23 protein-coding genes are annotated in these 24,456 nt (G+C 66.0%); all 23 read left to right on the top strand.

From position 1 onward, the window contains the following. Nucleotides 1-39 precede the first annotated feature (39 nt). The 23 genes from tssA to DACI_RS19435 all read left to right on the top strand — a co-directional run bounded on the left by tssA (nt 40) and on the right by DACI_RS19435 (nt 24,453). Nucleotides 40-1,077 carry a type VI secretion system protein TssA gene (gene tssA / locus DACI_RS19330; RefSeq protein WP_012205673.1) on the top strand — a complete coding sequence of 346 codons (1,038 nt, stop codon included), beginning with the start codon at nt 40-42 and terminating at the stop codon, nt 1,075-1,077. After that, nucleotides 1,074-1,496, top strand: coding sequence for a hypothetical protein (locus DACI_RS19335; RefSeq protein WP_012205674.1), 423 nt, complete (start codon nt 1,074-1,076; stop codon nt 1,494-1,496). The genes tssA and DACI_RS19335 overlap by 4 nt, the downstream gene beginning before the upstream one ends. A gap of 123 nt (nt 1,497-1,619) precedes the next feature. Beyond that, complete coding sequence (gene tssB / locus DACI_RS19340) at nt 1,620-2,162, top strand: type VI secretion system contractile sheath small subunit (protein ID WP_012205675.1); 543 nt, start codon at nt 1,620-1,622, stop codon at nt 2,160-2,162. A 28-nt stretch (nt 2,163-2,190) separates the two neighbouring features. After that, nucleotides 2,191-3,684, top strand: a complete 1,494-nt coding sequence (tssC, locus tag DACI_RS19345; protein ID WP_012205676.1) for a type VI secretion system contractile sheath large subunit — start codon at nt 2,191-2,193, stop codon at nt 3,682-3,684. A 106-nt stretch (nt 3,685-3,790) separates the two neighbouring features. Then, nucleotides 3,791-4,186 (top strand): hypothetical protein, encoded by a 396-nt coding sequence (locus tag DACI_RS31505; RefSeq protein WP_080518211.1) that lies wholly within the window; start codon nt 3,791-3,793, stop codon nt 4,184-4,186. Between the two features lie 73 nt (nt 4,187-4,259). Further along, complete coding sequence (locus DACI_RS19350; protein WP_012205678.1) at nt 4,260-5,168, top strand: DUF6402 family protein; 909 nt, start codon at nt 4,260-4,262, stop codon at nt 5,166-5,168. A 76-nt stretch (nt 5,169-5,244) separates the two neighbouring features. Then, on the top strand, nt 5,245-5,616 hold the full coding sequence (locus tag DACI_RS19355) for a hypothetical protein (RefSeq protein ID WP_012205679.1): 372 nt from the start codon (nt 5,245-5,247) through the stop codon (nt 5,614-5,616). 29 nt (nt 5,617-5,645) lie between these two features. Continuing rightward, a complete protein-coding gene (locus tag DACI_RS19360; protein ID WP_043781990.1) occupies nt 5,646-6,185 on the top strand; it encodes a hypothetical protein in 540 nt (179 codons plus the stop codon). Between the two features lie 48 nt (nt 6,186-6,233). Continuing rightward, nucleotides 6,234-7,043: a type VI secretion system accessory protein TagJ gene (locus tag DACI_RS19365; protein ID WP_012205681.1), complete on the top strand. Its 810-nt coding sequence runs from the start codon at nt 6,234-6,236 to the stop codon at nt 7,041-7,043. A gap of 11 nt (nt 7,044-7,054) precedes the next feature. Then, the gene (locus tag DACI_RS19370) at nt 7,055-7,501 is read left to right on the top strand and encodes a DUF4087 domain-containing protein (RefSeq protein WP_012205682.1); all 447 of its coding nucleotides are present in this window, start codon (nt 7,055-7,057) and stop codon (nt 7,499-7,501) included. 11 nt (nt 7,502-7,512) lie between these two features. Next, the gene (tssE, locus tag DACI_RS19375) at nt 7,513-8,067 is read left to right on the top strand and encodes a type VI secretion system baseplate subunit TssE (RefSeq protein WP_012205683.1); all 555 of its coding nucleotides are present in this window, start codon (nt 7,513-7,515) and stop codon (nt 8,065-8,067) included. Between the two features lie 23 nt (nt 8,068-8,090). Further along, on the top strand, nt 8,091-9,965 hold the full coding sequence (gene tssF, locus DACI_RS19380; RefSeq protein WP_012205684.1) for a type VI secretion system baseplate subunit TssF: 1,875 nt from the start codon (nt 8,091-8,093) through the stop codon (nt 9,963-9,965). Continuing rightward, the gene (gene tssG, locus DACI_RS19385) at nt 9,962-11,152 is read left to right on the top strand and encodes a type VI secretion system baseplate subunit TssG (RefSeq protein WP_043781993.1); all 1,191 of its coding nucleotides are present in this window, start codon (nt 9,962-9,964) and stop codon (nt 11,150-11,152) included. Before tssF ends, tssG begins: the two co-directional genes overlap by 4 nt. 40 nt (nt 11,153-11,192) lie before the next feature. Beyond that, nucleotides 11,193-12,026 carry a hypothetical protein gene (locus DACI_RS19390; protein WP_012205686.1) on the top strand — a complete coding sequence of 278 codons (834 nt, stop codon included), beginning with the start codon at nt 11,193-11,195 and terminating at the stop codon, nt 12,024-12,026. Nucleotides 12,027-12,061: 35 nt separating this feature from the next. Next, entirely contained in the window at nt 12,062-12,667 is a 606-nt protein-coding gene (locus DACI_RS19395) for a hypothetical protein (protein WP_012205687.1), read from the top strand. Nucleotides 12,668-12,680: 13 nt separating this feature from the next. Next, the gene (locus tag DACI_RS19400; RefSeq protein ID WP_225970962.1) at nt 12,681-13,235 is read left to right on the top strand and encodes a hypothetical protein; all 555 of its coding nucleotides are present in this window, start codon (nt 12,681-12,683) and stop codon (nt 13,233-13,235) included. A 50-nt stretch (nt 13,236-13,285) separates the two neighbouring features. After that, nucleotides 13,286-16,027: a type VI secretion system ATPase TssH gene (gene tssH, locus DACI_RS19405; RefSeq protein WP_043781999.1), complete on the top strand. Its 2,742-nt coding sequence runs from the start codon at nt 13,286-13,288 to the stop codon at nt 16,025-16,027. Beyond that, entirely contained in the window at nt 16,024-18,315 is a 2,292-nt protein-coding gene (locus DACI_RS19410; RefSeq protein ID WP_012205690.1) for a S41 family peptidase, read from the top strand. Before tssH ends, DACI_RS19410 begins: the two co-directional genes overlap by 4 nt. A 99-nt stretch (nt 18,316-18,414) precedes the next feature. Beyond that, a complete protein-coding gene (locus tag DACI_RS19415; RefSeq protein ID WP_225970963.1) occupies nt 18,415-19,311 on the top strand; it encodes a hypothetical protein in 897 nt (298 codons plus the stop codon). Nucleotides 19,312-19,313: 2 nt separating this feature from the next. Further along, on the top strand, nt 19,314-20,471 hold the full coding sequence (locus tag DACI_RS19420) for a hypothetical protein (protein WP_012205692.1): 1,158 nt from the start codon (nt 19,314-19,316) through the stop codon (nt 20,469-20,471). 110 nt (nt 20,472-20,581) lie between these two features. Further along, nucleotides 20,582-22,774 carry a type VI secretion system Vgr family protein gene (locus tag DACI_RS19425; protein WP_012205693.1) on the top strand — a complete coding sequence of 731 codons (2,193 nt, stop codon included), beginning with the start codon at nt 20,582-20,584 and terminating at the stop codon, nt 22,772-22,774. Nucleotides 22,775-22,784: 10 nt separating this feature from the next. After that, nucleotides 22,785-24,101: a DUF2169 family type VI secretion system accessory protein gene (locus DACI_RS19430; RefSeq protein WP_012205694.1), complete on the top strand. Its 1,317-nt coding sequence runs from the start codon at nt 22,785-22,787 to the stop codon at nt 24,099-24,101. After that, entirely contained in the window at nt 24,094-24,453 is a 360-nt protein-coding gene (locus tag DACI_RS19435) for a DUF4150 domain-containing protein (RefSeq protein ID WP_012205695.1), read from the top strand. The genes DACI_RS19430 and DACI_RS19435 overlap by 8 nt, the downstream gene beginning before the upstream one ends. The last annotated feature ends 3 nt before the right edge of the window (nt 24,454-24,456 follow it).

The raw sequence follows: 24,456 nt of genomic DNA on the forward strand, positions 1-24,456 counted from the left end.
GTCCAGCCAATACCGTACCCAAGCAACACCGACCCGCCCATGGCCAATATCCAGGACCTGCTGACCGAGACCGCCGCCGAGCCGCCCTGCGGCCCGGACCTTACCTATGACAACGATTTCCAGGCCATGGAAAGCGCTGCCCAGGGCAAGGTAGAACAGCAGTTCGGCGACACCGTCATCCCCGCCGAGCCACCGGATTGGCGCGACGTGGAGCGCCAGGCCTCGGCCCTGATGCAGCGCACCAAGGACCTGCGCGTGGCCGTGCTACTGTGCCGTGCCTGGACCATCCTGCACGGCCTGCCCGGCACGCTGCAGGGCCTGCAGCTGTGCGGCGCCCTGCTGGAGCGCCACTGGGAGCATGTCCACCCCCTGCCCGAGGATGGCGACGACTACTTCATGCGCATGAACGCCCTGGGCACCCTGTCCGATGTGACAGGCTTTGTGCGTGACCTGCGCAACGCCGACTTCCTGCGCGGCGCGCTGGGCCAGATCAGCGTGCGCGACGCCGAACTGATGGCCAAGGGCAACGTGCCCGAGGACCTGCCGCACCTGACCACCGACGAATTGCGCATGGCCTCGGCACGCGCGCATGCCGAGGGCCACGAAACCCTGCTGGCCGTCACCCCTGCGCTGCAGGAACTCGACCGGATCCGCGCCTGCTGCGAACAGCACCTGCCCAGCCACCAGCAGCCCGAGCTCGACGGCCTGCGCCAGCTGCTGCTGGCCCTCAAGCAATGGCAGCCCCAGTCCACAGGCGATGCCGACACGGACGCTGAAACCGATCCGGCCGCACGAACCGGTGCAGAGGGCGACACAGAGGGCGGCACGGTGGCCCACCCCGCGTCAGGTTCGGCACCCGCCCCGGCGCGCAACCGCGAACAGGCGATTGCCCAGTTGCTGGAAATCGCCGCCTTCGTGGAGCGCACCGAGCCCTCCAACCCCGCCCCCCTGCTCATCCGCCGCGCCGCCCGCTTCATGCGCATGGGCTTCATGGACATCCTGCGCGAACTGTCCCCCGACAGCCTGGCCCAGGTGGAAGTGATCACGGGCGCCCACCTGCAGGAGCAGCAGACATGAAGGCCAAATGCTGTTTCATGGCCCTGGGCGTGGGTCTCTCGGCGCCAGCCTTCGCAGATGCCGGTGCACGGCCTGCAAACGCCATCGAGCGCATCACGATCCGCGACGGCACCGCCAAAAGCGAAGACCCCAGCATCCATTGCAATTCACTGCGCATTGACGAAAAGCGCGCGCGCTACTTCCTGCGCCACGCCAGGCCCAGCAGCCAGTTCAATTACGCGCATGCCTATGAAACCGGTAGCTGCAGTGCCAGTGCCGTCGTGCGCTTCAAGGGAGGCCGCCAGGTCAACCTGACCATCGACGGCGGCACGGGCTGGGGGACGGCGGAGAACAAGCGCTCCATCGCCTACCTCTACTGCGAGGAATGCACGGACCTGCTGGACTCGGACTTCGCTTTCAAGGAGCTGGCTGCCCCATGACACCCACCCCAACCACCTGTTTCCACACGGCCTCTTGCGCCCTCAGCCCTTCGGTCCGCCGCAAGGCGGGACTCCAGGCTTTTTACTTCTGCGACCCATTTTTTTCTTGAAAGGAACACCCGCATGTCGCTCACCAAAACCGGCAAGAGTGGTCAGAAATTCATCGCGCGCAACCGTGCGCCGCGCGTGCAGATCGAGTACGACGTCGAGATCTACGGCTCGGAAAAGAAGGTGCAGATCCCCTTCGTGATGGGTGTGCTGGCCGATCTGTCGGGCAAGCCCGTCGATCCGCTGCCCGAAATCGCCGACCGCAAGTTCCTGGAAATCGACATCGACAACTTCGATGCGCGCATGAAGTCCATCAAGCCCCGCGTCGCCTTCCAGGTGGACAACACGCTGACGGGCGAGGGCAAGCTCAACATCGACCTGAGCTTCGAGAGCATGGAGGACTTCTCCCCCGCCGCCATCGCGCGGCGCGTGGGCGCGCTCAACTCGCTGCTGGAGGCACGCACCCAGCTGCACAACCTGCTGTCCTACATGGACGGCAAGCAGGGCGCCGAGGAGCTGATCGGCAAGGTGCTCAAGGACCCTGCGCTGCTCAAGTCGCTGGCCGCCGCGCCCAACATCACTGCCCCGCAGGCCTCGGGCCCTGCATCCGAGGCTTGAGGCAGCACATCAGGAAGGCAAGCACGTCATGAATACCGCAACCCAACTCGAACAATCGACCCAGGCGCTGGCCGGCAGCGAATTCGGCAGCCTGCTGCAAAAGGAATTCAAGCCCAAGACCGACCAGGCCCGCGAAGCCGTGGAAGCGGCCGTGCAGACGCTGGCCCAGCAGGCCCTGGGCTCGGCGATCACGCTGTCCAACGATGCCTACCAGACGGTGCAGGCCATCATTGCCGAGATCGACCGCAAGCTGTCCGAGCAGATCAACCGCATCATCCACCACGACGACTACCAGAAGCTCGAAGGCGCCTGGCGCGGCCTGCACCACCTGGTGACCAACACCGAGGTGGACGAGATGCTCAAGATCCGCGTCATGAACATCTCCAAGAAGGAGCTGCACCGCAACATGCGCCGCTTCAAGGGCGTGGGCTGGGACCAGAGCCCCGTCTTCAAGAAGGTGTACGAAGAGGAGTACGGCCAGTTCGGCGGCGAGCCCTTCGGCTGCCTGGTGGGCGACTACCACTTCGACCACAGCCCGCCGGACGTGGAGCTGCTCGGTGAAATGGCCAAGGTGGCCGCCGCGGCCCACTGCCCCTTCATCTCGGGCGCGGCGCCTGCCATCATGCAGATGGAATCCTGGCAGGAGCTGGCCAACCCGCGCGACCTGACCAAGATCTTCACCAACACCGAGTACGCCGCCTGGCGCAGCCTGCGCGAGTCCGACGACGCCAAGTACATCGGCCTGGCCATGCCCCGCTTCCTGGCACGCCTGCCCTACGGCGCGCGCACCAACCCAGTCGATGAATTCGACTTCGAGGAAGAAACCGACAGCGGCGACCACGGCAAGTACTGCTGGGCCAACTCGGCCTACGCCATGGCGGTCAACATCAACCGCTCGTTCAAGTACTACGGCTGGTGCACCTCCATCCGCGGCGTGGAATCGGGCGGCGCGGTGGACAACCTGCCGGCGCACACCTTCCCCACCGACGATGGCGGCGTGGACATGAAGTGCCCCACGGAAATCGCCATCAGCGACCGCCGCGAGGCCGAGCTCGCCAAGAACGGCTTCATGCCCCTGGTGCACCGCAAGAACTCGGACGTGGCCGCCTTCATCGGCGCCCAGTCGCTGGCCAAGCCCGCCGAGTACTACGACTCCGACGCCACGGCCAATGCCAACCTGTCGGCGCGCCTGCCCTACATGTTCGCCTGCTGCCGCTTCGCGCACTACCTCAAGTGCATCGTGCGCGACAAGATCGGCTCCTTCCGCGAGCGCACCGACATGGAGCGCTGGCTCAACGACTGGATCATGAACTACGTGGACGGCGACCCGGCCAACTCCTCGCAGGAGACCAAGGCCCGCAAGCCCCTGGCCGCCGCCGAGGTGCAGGTGCAGGAAGTCGAGGGCAACCCCGGCTACTACACCTCCAAGTTCTTCCTGCGCCCCCACTACCAGCTGGAAGGCCTGACCGTGTCGCTGCGCCTGGTGTCCAAGCTGCCTTCGGTCAAGCAGGGCGCGAAGTAAGACGATGTCGCCGGCCGGCTGCGGCGGGTCGGCGTCAGCGGTACCTGATTACAGGAAAGATGCATTTTGTTGTACGCCAGAAGCCATTCCATGCCCTAAGAAAATCATGAAAAGATTGCTGAAATATTTGGTCTGGGCATTTTTTGCGGTGATTGCCGTGAGTCTGGCATTGTGGGTTCCATATGGTCTGACCCCAAAATTGATTGGAACATCCATTAGTCCGCGGCAAGTCTATCGACTGGAGTACTACGATGCATCTCCTTTGCAACGACTTTTCCACATGGATATGAAACTACCTGGATTCGTTCGACTGTATCGAATCAATCCTGAGACATTGATGGAAGAGAGCAAAGTGGTTGATCTATGGATCAACGGACAGTTATATTGGTACCTCAATCCTCCCATCAGTACCATTCAGGTTGGCAGAGATGTGGTTTTTGAAGGTATTCCACCTGAATGCACGGACTGTCCTCCATTGACCGAAAAACAAATAATGCCTTGAAACTGCCATCTTTCGCAAAAATAGCAAACCTAACCTGAGATATTTTATATTTCTCAAAAATTAAAGGGATAACATGGGGAGCATTCTTTCGATAGATACCGAATCATTTCAGCGTGACTTACAAAGTCACTTGGAATCATTGAACGCACCAAAATACCAGACTCCGGTATTCAAAATTCGGGATATACCGGCCGTGATGCGTACACGCATGGGGTGGCCTGTGGCAGCAAAACTAATGGAACGATGGTTCAATGGGGCGGCCTACAAAATGCCGACATTGGCAAAGAGAAGCCTGGATCCCTATCGCCTGAGTCAATTGCCATCAGTTCATCTGGATGAAACCAGTGTCACCATGAAATGGGCATTAGGATTCGAGCGAGTAAAAAATGCCCAAGAAACTTTAAAGAACAAATGGAACAGCCATGCCGGGATTGAGCAGCTGAAACGTCGAATTAAAAACCAGGAAACTGCACATTCAGGACAAAATATTTGGCGCTTTGGCAACCTGAACAATCCCGCAAAAATCCTCGAAGACACCTGCCAGGTGAATTTCCTGGTATTTGGCAAGATGCTGGATCCTATGGACGATTTCTACGGTGCCATGGGCGAGTCTCAACTCAACCTGGCTGTATCTGGCTTGGTCACCACAGAGGAGCCGGGCAAGATGTCCGTGGAAATTGATGAACTTGGGTTCTACCTTCGTGATTGCTATGACTTCAATGACAGTGACTCATTCGTTTCGCAGCCTCTGGGCTGCTGGGGTTTCCAGGGTGTGGATTGCTGGGGTGGCGCACGTCCTGGCGTCAACATAGGCCAGGAGACGGCAAACGTACCTCCAGACGAGGCGCAAAGGCGCAAATACATAGTACAGAACAAGCATTTCCTGGAATGGAGGGATAAGAACGGCCATGGTGGGGACTTCATGGTTCTTTCGGATGTGCACCGCATGCGCCTGCCGGTTCCTCTGAAATTTTCATGGTGAAACGCGTGTCACCAACAAGGCTTTTCAGCAATATCTCCAAATCAAGAATCAAGAGAAATCAAAAGGATATTTTCATATGCCCTGGAATGTAGACAACGCCGTCGCCACCCTGCAGACCAATGCCCGCGCCAGTTCGGCCGGCTACTGCGCGCGCTATGTGCGCGATGCGATCGGCGCTGGCGGCATCGCACTGCAGCGCACGCGCGATGCCAAGGACTACGGCACCAGCCTGGTGGCCGCCGGCTTCACACGCTACGACGCCATGCCAGAAGGTGGCTACAAGAAAGGCGATGTGGCGGTGATGGAGGGCTTCACCTCATCGCCCGCCGGCCACATGCAGATGTTCGACGGAAGCGTCTGGATCTCGGACTTCAAGCAGAACGGTTTCTGGGCAGGGCCCGGCTACCGCACCCACAAGCCCGCTTTCAAGATCTACCGCCATCCCTGAAGCGCCTGATGCGCCCATTGAGCCACGCCATGAACGCCTGTTCCAAAGCTTTCTTCACCCTGCTGCTGGCCGGCACGGCCTGCGCCACGGTGCAGGCCGCCCCCGCCACGGCAGCGGACATCACCACCCTGTTCACCGACGCCCTGCATTGCCGCATCGAGTTTCCCGATGGCCGCGACGAAGCGCTGGCCCAGCGCCTGCGCGCGCAGGGCGTGACCGTGGTGGACCGCGCGCCCGGCGAAAGCCTGGACCTGCTCTACCTGTTTGCCACGCCGCTGGAGATCGATGGCACGCAGGTGTCCTCCATCACCGTGCGCGGCGGCAGCGGCAGCATTGTCGCGGCGCGCGCCACGGGCAGCCTGCAGGCGCTGGTCCAGCGCACCAAGGCCCGGCCGCAGGCGCGCAGCCGCTGGGATCTTGAAGGCTTTGGCGAGCTGCCCGCCCAGTACACGCGCGCCATGCCGCTCAGAAAGGGCCTGGACGAGACGCCACCGCGCATCGTCATCGGCCATGTGGCCGGCGAGGCGCCCGACGCCATGCGCTGGGGCTGCCGCTCCTACGACGACTGACCGGGGCGCAGCCGCACCCCGCCCCTCTCCTTTTCCTGCGTTTTCACCATGCCCCTGCCCAGTTTCACCTCACAGCTTTCCCTGGACGAGCAACTCAAGGCCCTGAAGGACCAGATCCGCCAGGCCCCGGCCTCGGTGCCACTGCGCGTCTACTACTTCCAGCTGCTGTGCGTGCTGGGCGAATGGCAAAAGGCACTGGAGCAGCTGCAGCTGTGCGCCCAGCTCGACCCGTCGTGCGAGCCCATGGCGCGCGCCTACCGCGAGGCCATCCGCTGCGAAGTGCTGCGCGCCGAGGTCTTCGCCGGCAAGAAAAAGCCCTTTCTCATGGGCGAGCCCGCGCAATGGCTGGCCTGCCTGATCGACGCCCTAGCCCATGAAGGAGCGGCCGCCCAGGACCTGCGCGCCCGCGCCCTGGACGAGGCGCCCGCCACCGCAGGCCACATGGGCGAGCACCGCTTCGAATGGCTGGCCGACAGCGATACCCGCCTGGGCCCCGTCTGCGAGCTGCTGGCGCACGGCAGCTACTACTGGCTGCCCTTCGACGCCATTGCACAGATCGGCTTCGAGCCCGTGCAGGACCTGCGCGACCTGATCTGGCTGCCCTGCGAGGTCACGCTGCGCGAGGGCGGCGCGCTGCAGGGCTTCATGCCCGCGCGCTATCCGCTGGCGCCCGGCGATGACGACGCCGTCCGCATGTCGCGCCGCACGCAGTGGAGCCCGCTGGACACAGGCTCCTCCGATCCTGACGAATCCTCGGGCCACGTGGCCGGCCACGGCCAGCGCACCTGGGTCACCGACTCCGAGGACTTTCCCATGCTGCAGGTGCGCCAGCTGGCGCTGGAAACCGCCACGCGATGACGGAGCAGGCCATGCACGGAACAGTCGCCCCCGCATCCACGCAAGCCCTGCGCTGCCCGTTCTTGCTGCTGGCTGCCTTGCTGTGTCTGGGCCCGTGGCCTGCATCGGCCTCCAGCCACGGCCCGGCCAATGCCCAGCGCTGCGGCTGGTTCGACAACCCCACGCCCGCCAATGCCTCGCTGACCGATCGCGATACCGACTGGACCGTTGGCGTGCAGGGCGGCCACCAGGCCCAGGGCGACTGGCCCCGCTTTGCAGACCGTGACTGGGTGCGTACCGGCCATGGCAGCCACGGCTATGGCTGCGCCTGCATGAAGGTGTCCACCGATGACAAGGAGCAGATCGTTCAGATCTTCTCTGCCCGTTCGCGCCCTCTTTCCGCCTGCCGCCAAGACCCGGCTTTGAAGGCGAAGGAGCCCGTGACCCCCCTGGCGGCTGCCCGGCCGGCCGGTTCCTGAAGAAACAAGCCATGCGCCCCAGTCCCCTCAACCCCATGCCCACGCTGCGCACGCGCCAGAACCAGGCGACCGCAGCCAAGGACCGGCTGCAGCCCGCCCTGCTGGACCGGCTGACCGACCATGAGCCCCATCTGCGCACCGAGCGGCCCGACGCGGTCTTCGTGAACGAATCCCGCCTGCGCGAGGCCCTGCTGCGCGACCTGGGCTGGCTGCTCAATGCGCGCGATGCCTGGGACCACGTGGAGATGGAGGGGCTGGAGCATGTGCAGCGCTCGGTCATCAACTACGGCATGCCGCCGCTGGCCGGCCAGCTGCTGTCCGAGCTGGACTGGAGCCATGTGGAGCGCAGCATCCGCGAAAGCATCCTGGCCTTCGAGCCGCGCATCCTGCCCAAGACGCTGGCCGTGACGCTGCTGGCCTCCACCGAGCAGCTCAACCACCACAACACGCTGCAGTTCGAGATCCGCTGCCAGTTCTGGTCCATGCCCTATCCGCTGGAGCTGCTGCTCAAGACCAGCCTGGACCTGGAGACCGGCCAGGTCTCGCTGCAAAACCTCAGGGCCTGAGCCCGGACGCCGCCACCCACACCATGAATCCCCGCCTCGTCGAGTACTACAACCGCGAACTGGCCTATCTGCGCGAGCTGGGCGCCGAGTTCGCCGCCGCCTTCCCCAAGGTGGCGGGCCGCCTTTCCCTGCACGACACCGATGTGGCCGACCCCTATGTGGAGCGCCTGCTGGAAGGCTTCAGCTTTCTGAGCGCGCGCATCCAGCTGAAGATGGATGCGGAGTTTCCGCGCCTGTCCCAGCGCATGATGGAGATGGTCTGCCCCCACTACCTGGCGCCCACGCCATCCATGGTGGTGGTCCAGCTCAAGCCCAGCGCCAAGGAAGGCAACCTCGTGGACGGCTTCACCCTGCCCTCTGGCAGCGTGCTGCGCACCCACAAGTCACAGGAAGAGCAGACCATCTGCGAATTCCGCACCGGCGGGCCGCTGACGCTGTGGCCGCTGGAGATACGCCAGGCGCGCCTGGGCGGCCCGGCGCTGGACCTGCCCCATGCCCTGGTACCCCAGCTGGGCGAGGCCGGCGGCCACCTGCGCCTGCAGCTGGCCACGCTGGACGCCTCGCAGTGCATGCAGCTGGCGATGGACCAGCTGTGGGTCTACATCCATGCGGGCGATGTCGTCGCCTCCCACCTGCAGGAACTCATCCACACGCAGACGCTGGCCATCGTTGTCCACCACCCGCAGGACCCGCGCCAGGTCTGGGACGTGCTGCAGCCCGATGCACTGCGCGCCGAAGGCCATGACAGCGAGCAGGCGCTGATTCCCTATTCGCACCGCGCCTTCCAGGGCCACCGTCTGCTGCACGAGTACTTTGCGTTTCCCGCACGGCAGCGGTTCTTCTCGATCAACGGCCTGTCGCGCAGCATGCGCCGCATTGCCCATGACGGCGTGGGCATCACCGTGCTGCTGCGCCGCGCCGCGCCCACGCTGGAGCCGCAGATCGACGCGGCCAAGCTGCTGATGCACTGCATTCCGGCCATCAACCTGTTCGAGTACACGGCGGACCGCCTGCATGTGGCCTCCAACGTGCACGAGTACCACGTCATTCCCGACCGCACGCGGCCGCTGGACTTCGAGGTCTACGGCGTGCAGGCCGTCACCGGCCACCACGAAGGCAAGACCCAGGACCGCGAATTCGCGCCGCTGTACGCATCCACGCACGGCCTGCACTCCACCGAGCAGGCCTACTTCACCACGCGGCGCGAGCCCCGGCTGTTTTCCGAGCGCAGCCTGCGCAGCGGCCCGCGCACGCAGTACCTGGGCTCGGAAGTCTTCATCTCCCTGGTGGACCAGCGCGAGGCCCCGTTCTCCGACGACCTCAAGCAGCTGTCCATGCACACCCTGTGCACCAACCGCGACCTGCCCCTGCTCATGCGCGTCAACCAGCCGGGCGGCGACTTTGCGCTGCAGGAATCGGCGCCCGTGGAATGGGCCCGCGCCATCGCCGGCCCCAGCGCGCCCATCCCCGCCGTGGCCGACGGAGGCCTGACCTGGCGATTGATCTCCCACCTGAGCCTGAACTACCTGGCCATGACCGATCTGTCCGACGAGGAAGGCGCGGCCACGCTGCAGGAGCTGCTGCGCCTGTACCTGGACCTGGGCAACCACCAGCTGGCCGGGCAGATCGCCGCCATCCAGGGCATGCGCATCGAACCCATCACGCGCCGCCTGCCCCAGCACCGCCAGCTGGTCTACGGCCGCGGCGTGGGCGTACACCTGAGCGTGGACGAGCCGGCCATGGCTGGCGTCAGCCCCTGGCCCCTGTCCAATGTGCTGGAGCGATTCTTCGCCCGCCATGTGGGCGTCAACAGCTTCACCGAGCTGCAGCTGCACTCGCGCCAGCGCGGTCCCGTCGCGCGCTGGACTCCGCGCCCCGGACAAAGGCCCGGCATATGAGCAACGCCGCCCACGCCTCCCTGCCCGAACCGGAACACCCCCAGTCTGCGGCTCCGGCTCCGGCTCCGGCGCCCGCGCGTGCGCCCGTGCAGGCCACCGGGCCCGAAGACGCCCGGGCGCGCCTGTTCTGGCAGCGCCTGAGCGCCAAGCCCTACCAGTTCGACCTGATGCACAGCCTGCGCTACCTGCAGGCACGCCATCCCGCGCTGCCGCGCCTGGGCCAGGCCACGCGCCCCAAGGACGAGCCGCTGCGCCTGGGCCAGGACCCGTCGCTGGCCTTCGCCCCCGCCACCATTGCCGAAATCCTGCCCTCGCGCGCCGGCGAGCCCGAGCGCATGACGGTCTGGAACTTCGGCCTCTACGGCCCCAACGGCCCGCTGCCCACGCACATCACCGAATACGTGCGCGAGCGCCTGCGCCAGCATGACGACGCCACGCTGGCACGCTTTTCCGACATCTTTCACCACCGCATGCTGCTGCTGCTGTTCCGCGCCTGGTCGGACGCACAGCCCACCGCATCGCTGGACCGCCCGGGCGAAGACCCCTTTGGCCGCTACATAGACAGTTTCATAGGCGCCGGCCTGCCCAGCCAGCGCGCGCGCGACGACGTGCCAGACCACGCCAAGCGCTTCATGGCCGGCCATCTGACCCGCTGGACGCGCAACCCCGAAGGACTGTGCCAGGCCCTGTCGCACTACTTCCAGATTCCGGTGAAGCTGGAAGAAAACTGCCTGCACCACCTGGAGCTGGAGCCCGAGCAGCAGACCCGGCTGCAGGGCCGCCCCTGCAACTCGCGTCTGGGCGTGGACGCCGTCGTGGGCTCGCGCGTGCCCGATGCGCAAAGCAAGTTCCGCCTGGTGCTCGGCCCGCTGGGTCTGGAGCAATACCGGCAGCTGCTGCCCCAGGCCGCACTGTTCCAGACCCTGGTGGACTGGGTTCGCAACTACCTGGGCATCGAATTCGCCTGGGACTACGTGCTGGTGCTGCGCCGCCAGGAAGTACCTGCAGCCCGGCTGGGCAGCAGCACCCAGCTGGGCTGGACCACCTGGCTCACCCACGCCGAGCCCGCCCAGGACGCGCGCGACTTCCGCCTGGACCCCGAAGCCTGGCTGCGCCAGCGCCGCCAGCCCGTGCGCGGCCGGCGCCCGGGCCCCAGCCCTCGAACCACTGAATCACCGAACCACTGAATCACCGAACCACTGAATCACCACTTCCCTGCTCGCACACATGCCCACCGTACAGATCAAGTTCCCGCACAACGCCCCGGTCCCTTCCACGCTGACGCTGGTCGAAGGCAACCGCCTGCGCGTCAAGATCGAGGCCGTCGCAAAGACCTACAAGCTGGGCGCCAGGATCGATGCGCCCAGCATTCTTGCGGCCCAACCCCCCGTACACAACGCCCGCGCCGACAGCTGGCAATTCGACTTCGTGGCCCAGCAGCCCGGGCTCACCAAGCTCAGCATCGTGGCCGTGCAGGGAACCGGGCTCAGCGTCATGCCCGCAGCCATCACCGTGCAGGTGGAGAAAAGCATTTCGCTGCCTGCGGAGAGCACGACGGAGGGGATGCTGGCAAGGCTGTTCCTGGCGGAAAGCGTCTCGCCGGGCGACACCTCACTGGCCTGGAATCTCGACAACGTGAAAACCGGAATGCAATGGATGCGCCGAGTCATCGAGAACCGCTTGAAAAGCGGAAAGCCTGAAGACTTCATGGCCCGCGGTGCCACCAGCGTCGAGGACATCGTCATGGCGGATGACCGGGGATCGGTCCAATTCCATGGCTTCAACGTCTATCCGAAGCTGGGTCCCGACATTGCCAAGAACCTCCGCGACTATGTGGACAACGCCAACAACGGCCTGCATCCCAAACGCAAGGCCTATCTGGACTTTGTGCAGGCGGCCCTGGACGTTGCCACCGGCGCGGTGCCGCCAGACCCAACCCCCACAGGCCTGTTCGCCTGGAGAACTGCGAAATCCAGCTCTCCCGGTGCCGACTTCATTCAGCACGCCGCGCTGGCTAGAAATATGTTCTACACACATGCCCGGCTGCGCAAACGCGACTGATCCCCAAAAACATCGAAAACCAAGGAGGCCACTCCATGTCACCAACCCATACTGGATCAAGCACGTTAAAACCGTATCGCCATTTCCCAATGGCCAGCCTTGCCATTGCCATTGCAGTGAGCGCCTGCTTGATGGGTGCCCAAGCCTCCGAATCATCGCAGCCACCAGCATCGCCGGCTGAAATCAGCAGCCAGCAAACCCAGCCGACGGCTGCCGACTACTCTCGGCCTGCGCAGGAAAGAGTCGCGTCCATGACTGCGCTGCGGCAATACCTGAAGTTCAAGGATGAAGTCTGGGAAACCCAAAGAGCCCGCCAGAGCAATACCTTTTGCTTCGTGCAGCAGCGTCCCGACCATCCGTCCGATCCCGAACCGAACGTGTGGATGGTCTGGCTCAATGGCGGCGAGATCGTCAATATGGGCTGGCATCTCTATTCGCCCAAAACGCTGACGAAAGAAGACGCCAAAGCGGATGGTGAAAGCCTGGCAAGAATGAAATCCATCAAGCTCGCGACCGACGTGCGGGAAACGGCCCAGGAAATCTACGGTAGCAGCTTCCTCGTCGAACGCGCCTGGGTGAACAGACTGCTGGCGCAGTGCAAGGCCAAGGGCCGCACCATCAAAGTGGCTCCTGCCCGATAGCCGCATGCCGCATATGGGACGCAACCGCTTTCCCGGGCCATGCCGTGTCAGGCAAGGCCGTCGCCTGCTCGCAAGGTGTCTGCTGGCCACCCTGGCGGGATCGGCCCTGCCTTTGCTGGCAGCGCCTGAAAGCGGGCGGGCCTCCGATTTCTCGCGTCCGGCGCAATCCCTGGTTCCTTCTCCAGCCGCCCTGCGTATCCATTTGAAGAGCCGCCAGGCATCGACTGGCCCCGGAAAGCCTGCAGCCCTCCAGCGCTTTTGCTTCGTGCAACAGCACAACCGCAGCGCAGTCCCTGCGCGATCGTCGGTCTGGATGGTCTGGCTCGAAGGTGGCCAGATCGCCAACCTGGGGCAGCGCCGCTTCACCGCCAAACCGTCGCCGGATGAAGCGCAATGGGATGGCGATGCCTTGTCTGAAGCCAAGACCATCCACCTCGCCACCGACGTCCGTGAAACGGCGCAGGAAATCACCGGCAGCAGCTTCCTCGTCGAACGCGCCTGGGTCGACCGGCTGCTGGCGCAGTGCCAGGCCAAGGGCCGCAAGGTCGAAGTCCGCCCCCTCCGCTAGCCGGCATGCCCGGCCCCCATTCATCCACTCTTTTTCCGCACCCAAGACCCATGACAGAAATCAGCCGCCAATCCCTCTTCGGCAAGCTCAACCCGCTGCTGTTCAAGTCGCTGGAAGGCGCCACCGTGTTCTGCAAGCTGCGCGGCAATCCCTATGTGGAGCTGGTGCACTGGCTGCACCAGCTGCTGCAGGAAAACGATTGCGACCTGATCCGCATCCTGCGCCACTTCGACATCGCCTCCGACCGCCTGGCCGCCGATGTGCTGCGCCGTCTGGACCAGTTGCCGCGCGGCGCCACCTCGATCAGCGACTTCTCCGAGCACATAGAGACCGCCATCGAGCGCGGCTGGGTCTATGCCACGCTGATGTTCAACGACAGCCAGATCCGCAGCGCCTATCTGCTGTCGGGCATGGTGCGCACGCGCTCGCTGGCCAATGAGCTGCGCTCCATCTCGCGCGAATTCGACAAGATCTCCGAGCCCGCGCTCAGCGATGCCTTCGCCCGCCTGCTGCCCGACTCGCCCGAGGCTCGCATGCGCGCGGCCGATGGCAGCGGGCTGGAAGGCACGCCGGGCGAAGCCAGCCAGGCCACGGGCGCCGCGCCCGGCCAGGGCGGTGCGCTGCAGCAGTACACGGTGGACCTGACGGCCCGCGCCAAGGCCGGCGAGCTGGACCCGGTCACGGGCCGCGACGACGAAGTGCGCCAGATGGTGGACATCCTGCTGCGCCGCCGCCAGAACAACCCCATCCTGGTGGGTGAGGCCGGCGTGGGCAAGACCGCCGTGGTCGAAGGCCTGGCCCTGCGCATCGCCCAGGGCGACGTGCCGCCGCCGCTGCAGGGCGTGGAGCTGCGCGTGCTGGACGTGGGCCTGCTGCAGGCCGGCGCCAGCATGAAGGGCGAGTTCGAGAACCGCCTGCGCGGCCTGCTGGACGCCGTGCAGTCCAGCACCACGCCCATCGTGCTCTTCATCGACGAAGTCCACACCCTGGTGGGCGCGGGCGGCCAGGCCGGTACGGGCGATGCCGCCAACCTGCTCAAGCCTGCCCTGGCGCGCGGCACGCTGCGCACCATCGGCGCCACCACCTGGGCCGAGTACAAGAAATACATCGAAAAAGACCCGGCCCTGACCCGCCGCTTCCAGCTCGTTCAGGTGCACGAGCCCGACGAGCCCCGCGCCGTGGACATGCTGCGCGGCGTGGCCGCCAAGCTGGAAAACCATCACCAGGTGCGCATTGCGGCCGACGCGGTGGCCGCGGCCGTCAGCCTGTCGCACCGCTACATTCCCTCGCGCCAGTTGCCCGACAAGGCCGTCAGCCTGCTGGACACGGCCTGCTCGCGCGTGGCCATGGCCCTGCATGCCACGCCCGCCCAGCTTGAAGCCGTGCAGCGCCGCATCGAGGCCCTGGGCGTGGAGCAGGAAGTGCTGCTGCGCGAGGCCGCCCTCGGCCTGCCCACGGCCGAGCGCCTGCAGGCGCTGGAAACCGACCTGGCCAGCCTGCGCGAGCGCCAGGCCACGCTGGCCGAGCGCTTCGGCCAGGAAAGCGCGCTGGCCCGCCGCATCCTGGAAACCGAGGCCGCCCTCATGGGCCTGAAGCCACCGGTCTTCTCCACCGGCGCCGCCACAGACCCGTCCGCTGCGGCGCCGGAGACGGCCGCCGAAGCCACCGCAACCGAACCTGCCGAGCCCCCCAGCGTGGCCACGCTGGAAGCGCTGCGCCGCCAGCTCGCCGAGCTGCAGGGCGATGCCCCGCTGCTGCAGCCCGTGGTCGATGCCGGCGTGGTCGCCGCCGTGGTGGCCGAGTGGACCGGCATTCCCGTGGGCCGCATGGTGCGCGACGAGGTGCAGTCCGTGCTCTCGCTGGCCGACACGCTGGAGAAGCGCGTCATCGGCCAGCGCCACGGCCTGGAGGCCATCACGCGCCGCATCCAGACCTCGCGCGCGCGGCTGGACGATCCGGGCAAGCCCATCGGCGTGTTCCTGCTCGCCGGCCCCTCGGGCGTGGGCAAGACAGAAACCGCCCTCTCCCTGGCCGAAGCCCTGTATGGCGGCGAGCAAAACCTCATCACCATCAACATGAGCGAGTTCCAGGAGGCGCACACCGTCTCCACCCTCAAGGGCGCGCCACCGGGCTACGTGGGCTACGGCGAAGGCGGCGTGCTCACCGAGGCCGTGCGCCGCCGCCCCTACAGCGTGGTCCTGCTCGACGAAATCGAAAAGGCCCACTCCGACGTGCACGAGATGTTCTTCCAGGTCTTCGACAAAGGCTGGATGGAAGACGGCGAGGGCCGCTACATCGACTTCAAGAACACCGTCATCATCCTGACCTCCAACGTGGGCTCGGACCTGATCGCCAACATGTGCCGCGACCCGGACCTGGCGCCCACGCCGGAAGGCCTGGCCCAGGCCGTGCGCCAGCCGCTGCTGCAGACCTTCCCCGCCGCGCTGCTGGGCCGCCTGACGGTGGTGCCCTACTACCCCATCTCCGACGCCATGCTGGAGCAGATCATCCGGCTGCAGATGCTGCGCATACAGCGGCGCATCGAGGAGCGCCACGGCGCGCAGTTCAGCTTCGACGAAGCCGCCGTGGACCTGGTGCGCCGCCGCTGCAGCGAGGTCGAGTCCGGCGCGCGCATGGTGGACGGCATCCTCACCCAGAACCTGCTGCCGCGCATGGCAACCCACTTCCTGCAGGCCACCGTGGAAGGCCAGGAACTGCAAAGCCTGCACGCCGGCGCCAGCGGCGACGACTTCACGCTGGACGTGCGCACCCGCGCTGCGGAGCCCGCATGAGCGGGCGCCGTCTTCCACGCGCCACCACGGCAGTGATTGCAGCCGCGCTGCTGGCGGCCCCAGCCGCGCAGGCGCTGGACCTGGGCGCCATCGGCCAGGCTGCCGACACCGTGCAGCGGGCCTCGGGCGCCGCCACGGCCGGCCAGCAGGCGCTGGAGGCCGGCCGCAGCGCAGCCAGCACGGCCACCAACGCGGCCACCGGTGCCGCCAGCGAGGCCCGTGCCTGGTGGGATCGCAACCAGGCCCAGCCCGAGGCGGCACAGTCGCCGCCCTCCGGCGCCGCCCCCGTGCAGGACGACCAGGGCGGCCCACGCCGCGTCATGGCCGTGCTGGGCGACGCCTGGACGGACAGCGCCCGGCGCGGCCAGGCCGTGGTCGCGCTCATGGACCAGGGCCCCTACCTCGTGCAGCGCCAGGCCGCCCATGTGGCGCCGGCCAAGTCGCAATGGCTGGCCCTGCCGCGCGGCGACAGCACCGGCGTGGCCATCGAACTGCCCAGCGACCCCGACGGCACGACCTATGACCTGTCCACCGGCCGCGCGCGCCCCGGTGGCCGGGGCGTGCGCATCTTCGCCCTGTCCGTCCACGCCGACGTGCCCCAGCGCGCGGGCCGGCGCAGCCTCGACGCCATAGAGCAGCACGCCATGCTGCGCGCCAGCTCGGTGCGCACCGAATGGCCGCGCCAAAGCGGCGACATCCTGGAGCCCACGGGCGGCAAGCTGCTGGTCTGGGCCAGCGATGCCACTCAGCGCTTCCCTTCCGGCTTTGGCGCCGACGGGCGCCTGTTCACCGCCGACGACCCCATGGTCACCCTGCCGCGCGGCTACACCGTGGTCACGCTGGAGCCTCAGGGCCTGCGCTTCGACCGCGCCCGGGAAATCGCCCTGGCCTTCCACGCCGTCCAGCCCGCGCAGGACATCGACCTGTCCCGCCTGGGTGCAGGCGATGCGGCCCAGGCCCTCATCGGCCTCATTGCCGAGCGCCACCCGCTGGCCGCTGCCAGCGGCTTTGATGCCGGCAAGCTGCGTGCCGACTACGGCCAGCGCCTGCAGACCGCCGCCGAGCGCGGCGACAGCGCCGCGCAGGCCCAGGCCCTGGCAGAAATGGGCCAGCGCCTGGGCGATGGCCAGTACCGCGTTCTGCTGCCCGGCGGCCAGGCCTGGCCTGCCCGCACAGACCGGGGCCTGTCCCCGCAGCTGCTGGCACGCGGCAGCGTCAACCTGCCCATGCCGCGCACCTGGCTGCGCGAGGACGGCCGCATCGCCATCACCAGCGTGGCGCCAGTCTCAGCCGCCGCCAAGGCGGGCCTGCAGCCCGGCAGCGACATCCTTGCCATCGAAGGGGAAAGCCCGGCCCGCTACCTGGACCGCATTGCCCCCGCCTCGCTGCGCGCCGGTGCCGACGCCCGCCGCGCCGACCTGCTGGCGCTGGACCTGGGCACGCCCGCCACGCTGAGCCTGCGCACCGCAGCCGGCACACCCCACAGCACATCCAGCAGCGCATCCGGCAACCAGGAACAGACCCTGCGCCTGGACGCCGCCCCCGCCGCAACCACGGCCCTGCCTGCGGCCGAGCCCGCCCTCGCCTCCTTCCTGCTGCGCAGCGCCCAGGGCGGCAACCTGGCCTACATCGCCCTCGACAGCTTTGCCGACGGCGCCACCGGCCAGCTCAACCGCTGGGAGGGCGCCTTGGCCGCCGCCACCCAGGCCAGGGTCACGGGCCTGGTCATCGACCTGCGCGCCCACCGGGGCGACGACGCCTACCAGCTGGTGCCCCACATGCTGGCCTCGCTCTACACGCGCGACAAGCCGCTGCGCATGCAGGACGCCGCCCAGCGCCTGTTCGACCCCGCCGCCCGCGTCTGGCGCAGCCGCGGCGGCCTGGGCCTGCCGGCCCAGCTGCCGCTGGCCGCCTCGGGCACGCCCTTCACGGCCCCCGTCGCCGTGCTCACCGGCCCCGGCTGCGCCGGCCCCTGCGAACTGTTCGCTGCCTGGCTGCAGCACAGCCAGCGTGCCGACATCGTCGCCACCAGTGCCACGGCCGGCGCCACCGGCCCGGCAACGCGCGTGCACCTGCCGGCCGGCTTCATCGTGCAAGTCCCCCTGCTCGCAGAAACCGGCCCCGCTGGCGGCAACAACACCGCCGCACAAGCCCAAGGCGTGACCCCGCGCCTGCGCGTGCCCGTGGACGCGGCCTTCACCGCCTCCGTCCAGGCCGGCGGCGACCCGCTGCTGGATGCCGCCGTGCTGCACCTGGATCGCGCCCGCGCTGTGCAGGCATCGCGCTAGGACCAGCCATCCATCGTCTTACGGAGACCCCTGAACATGCCACTTGCCATTACCAGCCAGCCCGCAGGACCGCAGTTCGCCATCACGGCCGATGCCCAAATGCCCACCATCACGGTGACTGCCGTCCTGCAGAACGAAGCGCTGCCTGCGGGGAGCACGCCCATCTTCGAATGGTCGGCCACGCTGACGTTCGAAGGCGGCACACCGCCTACCAACACCGCGTATGGAAGTGGCCGAAGCACTGCACACAGCCCTCTGCCACCGCAGACCAGCGCCAGCCCGAGCTGGCGCATCCCGTTCACCGAAGTCCGTGGAGGCCTGCTGACCGTGCAGGTCACGATGCGGGCGGCCGGTGTGGAGCGCCGGGCGCGCGCCACCTGGACCATCGTCGGCACCAATCCCACGAACACCGCCATCCGTGCCTTTGCCAACAGCATTGGCGCCGACAGGATCGTGTTTCGAAAAAAAATGCGGCAGGAAAGCTCGCTGCAACAATTCCGCACTCCCGGCAATTGGCCGAAATACAGCAGCGATGGCCTGGGTGGCGTGGGCCTGTGCCAACTCACCCGACCGGCACCGACCGCCAATCAGACCTGGAACTGGAAGGACAACGTGCGCGGCGGCTGGAAGCTCTTCCTGGAAAAGGAGGCCTTCGCAAGGGCATATCCTGGCAAGCAGCGCAAGGGCGAGCGGTTCAAAGGTCTGGTCAGAGCCTGGAACCAGGCCCGAACCGCACAAGGATTGCCAGCCATTCCCGTGGAACTGCCGGACTACACGGCCGAGCAGCTCGAACTCGACACCCTGCGCGGCTTCAACGGCTATGCCAACAATCTGCATGAGTACCGCATACGCATGCAAGGCGATCAACTGTGGGTGACGGTCAGCGCCGACGGCAATACGGCCCGCGCCGAATGGGAAAGGATTCCCGCCGCCGAGCGCGGCGCCGTGGGCGATCGCAACTATGTCGACAACGTGCTTGCCCGCGAGGACTTCTAGCCATGCCCTGGAGTGCTACTTCCCGCCGCTTCGCGACCATTGGCGTAATGCTGGCCAGCGCTTTGCTGTCGGCCGCATGCACGCGCAATGCGGATGACAGCCCTGCCGTCTCGTCCGGGCAGGCGAAGCCGGCCAGCTTCGCCTCGTCGAACGACCAGGACCCGTACCGCTATCTCTATACCGTTTACTGCAACGGCACCGTTGATCGCCTGGACCTCGTCCAACGATCCAAAGTGGGCAGTTTCCAGCTGTCCGAGCGCAGCGGCAGCCCCCCTGCCGTTGCGGCGCTTGCACAGCCGGGAGTGCGCCCCGGCGGTTGCCTGGCCCGCTCCGTGGCCACGGACGATGCGCAGGATCGCACTGCCGCAATGGTCCACATCGTTGCCAGCAGCCATGTGGATCCCGATGCCGATGGCCGCAAGCCGTATCAGTTGCTGACATTCGAGCTGCCCCAATGGACACTGCAGCAGACCCGCAACCTGGGCAGCCTGGATGCACCGCCCCGTCTGGCCATCTCCGCCAACGCAAGCCTGACCGTGCAGCCCCGGGACGAGGACCCGGCTGCAGCCATGGCCGCGCAGGTTCAGTCCTGGGCGGGAGCCGATGCGATGACCTGGGCCAATGCCATCGAATGGTCAGCAGGCAATGTGCTGTTGACCTATGCCTTGCCCGATCAGCGCGGCACGGGCGCAGCGCTGGCGCTGCGCACGGGTGCGCGCATCGTGCGCCTGGCCGAATTCCGCCATGGCTCCGGCGACATCCCCCCGGACCTGCGTTTGGCGCCGGGCGGCCAGTTCGTGCTGGCCACCATGAAGCGATCCGTCCGCCTTGGCGAGGGCCTCAGCAAGGTCGAAGCCACCGGAGAGCTACGGCTGTATGGCGCTGACGGCCGCCAGCTCAGCGTTCTGAACCTGGAAAGCCTGGCAGGCAGCGTGCTTGCACTGAGCCAGTCCGGCAAGCTGGACCTGGACCAACCGCGCACCGACAACGACTGGTTCAACGTGGCCTTGACGCCTGGCGGCCTGGCTGTTTTCACCGACCGACGCGGCAACTACCAGTTCATCGCGCTGGGGCACACCTTTCGCCCCGATCCCGTCATCGATCCAGCCCTGGATGACGCAGACGGCGCCCGTCCAGGGCTGGTGTACGCAGCCCGATAGCAGCAAAGGCACCTCTCCACCCGATCCACCGCCGGCGCACGCAGGTCCGCCCACCCGGACCTGACGCCCCCGCCCCTTGTCTACATCCAAGCACCGCGAGATCCGACACCATGACACGCAGAGTCACCATCAACACTCCCCTGGCAGACCAGCTGCAGCTGCGCCGGCTGCAGGGTCGCGAGGAAATCAGCCATCTGTTCGCCCTGGAGATCGACCTGCTCAGCGAAAGCGACAGCATCGATCCCAAGGCCCTGCTGGGCAAGGGCGCCACCGTGGTGGTGGAGACCCAGGACGGCGGCAAACGCTACATCGATGGCCTGGTCACGGCCTTCGGCATGCGCGGCCAGGACGAGCACCGCAACTTCCTGTACCGCGCGCGCCTGTCGCCCTGGCTGTGGCTGGCCACGCGCCGCAGCGACTTTCGCATCTTCCAGAACAAGACCGTGCCGGACATCATCAACGAGGTCCTGGGCATCTACGGCCACCCCATGCAGCAGCGCCTGACGCGCTCCTACCGCACCTGGGAGTACTGCGTGCAGTACAACGAGACGGACTTCCAGTTCGTCTCGCGCCTCATGGAGCACGAGGGCATCTGCTACTACCACCAGCACAGCGCGGGCCAGCACGTGCTGACATTGGGCGACGACATCGTCGCCTCGCACGACCCGCTGCAGGGCGGCGCCGTCATCCCCTTCCACCCGCCGGGCAAGGCAGCCGTGGCGCGCGAGGAATGCATACACGCCTGGGAACTGCACCAGCGCGTCAAGCCCGGCCGGCACTACAACGACGACTACGACTTCAAGAAGCCCCGCGCCGAGCTGTCCAACATGCGCCGCAACCCGCCCGGCCATGCGCACGACGCCTACGAGATCTACGAATGGCCGGGCGGCTACACCGAAACCGGCGACGGCGAGGACTACATCCGCGTGCGCCTGCAGCAAAGCCTCACGCGCCAGAGCACGGTGCAGGGCAGCTCCAACCACCGCGCCATGGCGCCGGGCTACACCTTCACGCTGGACAACTACCCGCGCGGCGACCAGAACCAGGCCTACCTGGTCACGGCCGTGGACTACGCCTTCGAAGAAAACCCGCGCGTCAGCGACGGCGGCAGCGGCGAGGGCTCGACACAGAAATTCGTGCTCCAGGCCCAGCCCACCAGCCTGCCCTTCAAGCCCCAGCGCATTACCGCCAAACCACGCACCACGGGCCCGCAGACCGCCGTCGTCGTGGGCCCCGCAGGCGAAGAGATCTGGTGCGACCAGTACGGCCGCGTCAAGGTGCAGTTCCACTGGGACCGCATCGGCGGCATGAACGAGAACTCCAGCTGCTGGATGCGCGTGGCCACCAGCTGGGCCGGGCCGGGCTTTGGCGCGGTGCACATCCCGCGCATCGGCATGGAAGTCATCGTGGACTTCCTCAACGGCGACCCGGACTACCCCATCGTCATGGGCTGCGTCTACAACGCCTCCAACATGCCGCCCTGGGCGCTGCCGGCCAACGCCACGCAATCGGGCATCAAGACCAGATCCAGCAAGGGCGGCGCACCGGGCGCGGGCATGAAGAACGGCCAGGGCGACGCCAACGCCATCCGCTTCGAGGACAAGGCGGGCGCCGAACAGCTGTGGCTGCATGCGCAAAAGGACCAGCTCACCGAAGTCGAGAACGACGAGGACAAATGGGTGGGCAACGACCGGCGCAAGACCATCGACCGGGATGAAACTAACGTCATCCACCGCGACCGCACGGAGACCGTGGACCGCGACGAAACCATCACCGTGCACAACAACCGCACGGAGCGGGTGGACCACAACGAGAAGATCAGCATCGGCGACAACCGCAACGAAGACGTTGGCATCGACGAGAACATCTCCATCGGCAAGAACCGCAGCAAGACCATAGGCCGCAACGAGAAGGACAAGATCGGCAACAACTGGTCGATCAAGGTGGGCAGCTTCAAGACAGAGACCATCGGACTGGCCTACATGCAGAACGTGGGCCTGGCCAAGATGGTGAACATCGGCGCCGCCTACAACGTCAATGTGGGCGCGGCCATGGTGGTGAATGTGGGGCTGAGCCAGAGCACGACGGTGCTGGTGGACCGTTCCGTCAGGGTCCAGGGCAACCAGCAGACCACGGTAGGAAAGCGCTACGCCATTCAGGCCGGCGACGAGCTCTTAATCACCGTGGGCGCTGCCAGCTTGGTAATGAAAAGCGACGGCACGATCACCATCAATGGCAAGAACATCGACGTGGTCGGCAGCAAGCACATCGGCCTCGACTCCAAGCGTATTGACCTGAACTGAGGAGTCCCGAATGGAGCGCCCTTCCCACGCAATGCCCAGTCCGGTGGAGTCCGCCCCCTTGCCGGAGGTGGTCAACCACACGCCCTGGCCCAGCCAGTACTTCCAGCATGTGGACCCACATGGCGAGATCTTTCACGTCATGGTCAGCCGCATCTCCTACACGCTGCGCGCGGTACAGAAAAATGGCGATCTCATAGAGCCCACTGTCCTGCCGCCCGAGCAACAGACACCGCTTTGCACCGCAGACGAGTTCTACGCAAACGTGAACATCAGCAGCGTGCTGCAGGAAAGCGATCTTGCTCCTTACAAGCCAAAGTGCGATGTCATCCTCACCAATGCCTTTGCATATACGCCAGACGGCAAGCCTCATGAGCGGTGGCCGGCCGGCTTCAGGTTTGCAGACAGCATCATCAAAACGCTTCAGGTCACCGGACCGCGGCAATTCGAGCGCTCTCTGACCAGCCTCGGAGCGCTGCGTCCCGGCGCCCCGAAACCGGTCACTCAGGTGCCGCTGTGCTATGAGCTGGCCTTCGGGGGCCCCAATGTCATTCGCCAGGAGCAACTTCTGCAGGAGTTTCTGGATGACAGGGACGACGTCAGGATCACAAAGTCCCAACGCGAGATCGCCCAACAGGCGCATCACGCGCTCCCCGCCTTCTACACGCCCAATCCGATTGGTTGCGGCAGGCTTCCCGAGGCGGTCCACGACGCCGACAAAGCCATTGCGAAACTGGAAACCCACACACAGCGGCAGCCCCAGTCCGCGCAGCACTACGCAGCGCCGCAGATTGAAGCCTTGAACCAGCCTTATGACGGACAGCAGGACTATCCGGTCGTAGGCGTGGGCGCCATTGGACGCTGGTGGAGTCCTCGGGTTTCCCTAGCCGGGACGCATGACGACGCATGGAAGCAATCCCAGTGGCCCAAAAGTCCTTTGGATCATGACTACCGCTACTGGAACTGTGCGCCGGAAGACCAGCAGATCGACTACCCGCAGGGTGGCGAAGAGGTCATGCTCCTGAACCTCATTCCAGCCGACAAATACCAGGGCATTTTCCGCTTCAAGCTACCCACGCAGGAGCTGCAACTGCTGGTACGCCTGAATGTGGGCGTGGTGATGTTTGCGCCCATGAACATAGACACGGTGATCCTGGATTTGGCGACCGGCACTGTGACTACCGTCAGGCGGGCAATCATCAGCGCCAAGACAGATGTCAGGCAGCTGGAATTGGGCACCTGGCCCAAAGGCACAGGCATGGAACTGGATGCCGAAATGCAGCGCGCAGCCAGCGAACGCGCGAAACCTCAGGAGGCACGCCGTGGCTGACGAAAACATTGCATCCAAGGACGGGCGGTTTCGCATCGTTTCGCTCACCCCAGACGTATGCCTGACACCGAGCAAGAACGGCGTCCCGGTGCCCTACCCCATCACGCACCAGATGAACCAGAGCAGGCAGTGCTCTCCCAACGTCTTCCTGCAAGGCAAGCCTGTCTACCTGCACAACCAGAGCTATGTCGACAACGTCATGGGCGATGAACCCGGACAAGGCAAGGGCGTGGTCAGCCAGACCAATATGCGCATCAGCCACGACATAGACCACAGCAAGACCGTCTACGTCAATGGTCGGGCCATCGTGCGCACCGGCGACAAGATGTGGATGAACTGGAAGAAGCCCTGAAGC

It is taken from the genome of Delftia acidovorans SPH-1 (assembly GCF_000018665.1).
Lineage (GTDB): Bacteria > Pseudomonadota > Gammaproteobacteria > Burkholderiales > Burkholderiaceae_C > Comamonas > Comamonas acidovorans.

What these genes read in the sequence shown, in the direction of transcription:
- tssA (WP_012205673.1), top strand. Translation starts at nt 40, where the DNA reads ATGGCCAATATCCAGGACCTGCTGACCGAGACCGCCGCCGAGCCGCCC.
- DACI_RS19335 (WP_012205674.1), top strand. Translation starts at nt 1,074, where the DNA reads ATGAAGGCCAAATGCTGTTTCATGGCCCTGGGCGTGGGTCTCTCGGCG.
- tssB (WP_012205675.1), top strand. Translation starts at nt 1,620, where the DNA reads ATGTCGCTCACCAAAACCGGCAAGAGTGGTCAGAAATTCATCGCGCGC.
- tssC (WP_012205676.1), top strand. Translation starts at nt 2,191, where the DNA reads ATGAATACCGCAACCCAACTCGAACAATCGACCCAGGCGCTGGCCGGC.
- DACI_RS31505 (WP_080518211.1), top strand. Translation starts at nt 3,791, where the DNA reads ATGAAAAGATTGCTGAAATATTTGGTCTGGGCATTTTTTGCGGTGATT.
- DACI_RS19350 (WP_012205678.1), top strand. Translation starts at nt 4,260, where the DNA reads ATGGGGAGCATTCTTTCGATAGATACCGAATCATTTCAGCGTGACTTA.
- DACI_RS19355 (WP_012205679.1), top strand. Translation starts at nt 5,245, where the DNA reads ATGCCCTGGAATGTAGACAACGCCGTCGCCACCCTGCAGACCAATGCC.
- DACI_RS19360 (WP_043781990.1), top strand. Translation starts at nt 5,646, where the DNA reads ATGAACGCCTGTTCCAAAGCTTTCTTCACCCTGCTGCTGGCCGGCACG.
- DACI_RS19365 (WP_012205681.1), top strand. Translation starts at nt 6,234, where the DNA reads ATGCCCCTGCCCAGTTTCACCTCACAGCTTTCCCTGGACGAGCAACTC.
- DACI_RS19370 (WP_012205682.1), top strand. Translation starts at nt 7,055, where the DNA reads ATGCACGGAACAGTCGCCCCCGCATCCACGCAAGCCCTGCGCTGCCCG.
- tssE (WP_012205683.1), top strand. Translation starts at nt 7,513, where the DNA reads ATGCGCCCCAGTCCCCTCAACCCCATGCCCACGCTGCGCACGCGCCAG.
- tssF (WP_012205684.1), top strand. Translation starts at nt 8,091, where the DNA reads ATGAATCCCCGCCTCGTCGAGTACTACAACCGCGAACTGGCCTATCTG.
- tssG (WP_043781993.1), top strand. Translation starts at nt 9,962, where the DNA reads ATGAGCAACGCCGCCCACGCCTCCCTGCCCGAACCGGAACACCCCCAG.
- DACI_RS19390 (WP_012205686.1), top strand. Translation starts at nt 11,193, where the DNA reads ATGCCCACCGTACAGATCAAGTTCCCGCACAACGCCCCGGTCCCTTCC.
- DACI_RS19395 (WP_012205687.1), top strand. Translation starts at nt 12,062, where the DNA reads ATGTCACCAACCCATACTGGATCAAGCACGTTAAAACCGTATCGCCAT.
- DACI_RS19400 (WP_225970962.1), top strand. Translation starts at nt 12,681, where the DNA reads ATGGGACGCAACCGCTTTCCCGGGCCATGCCGTGTCAGGCAAGGCCGT.
- tssH (WP_043781999.1), top strand. Translation starts at nt 13,286, where the DNA reads ATGACAGAAATCAGCCGCCAATCCCTCTTCGGCAAGCTCAACCCGCTG.
- DACI_RS19410 (WP_012205690.1), top strand. Translation starts at nt 16,024, where the DNA reads ATGAGCGGGCGCCGTCTTCCACGCGCCACCACGGCAGTGATTGCAGCC.
- DACI_RS19415 (WP_225970963.1), top strand. Translation starts at nt 18,415, where the DNA reads ATGCCCACCATCACGGTGACTGCCGTCCTGCAGAACGAAGCGCTGCCT.
- DACI_RS19420 (WP_012205692.1), top strand. Translation starts at nt 19,314, where the DNA reads ATGCCCTGGAGTGCTACTTCCCGCCGCTTCGCGACCATTGGCGTAATG.
- DACI_RS19425 (WP_012205693.1), top strand. Translation starts at nt 20,582, where the DNA reads ATGACACGCAGAGTCACCATCAACACTCCCCTGGCAGACCAGCTGCAG.
- DACI_RS19430 (WP_012205694.1), top strand. Translation starts at nt 22,785, where the DNA reads ATGGAGCGCCCTTCCCACGCAATGCCCAGTCCGGTGGAGTCCGCCCCC.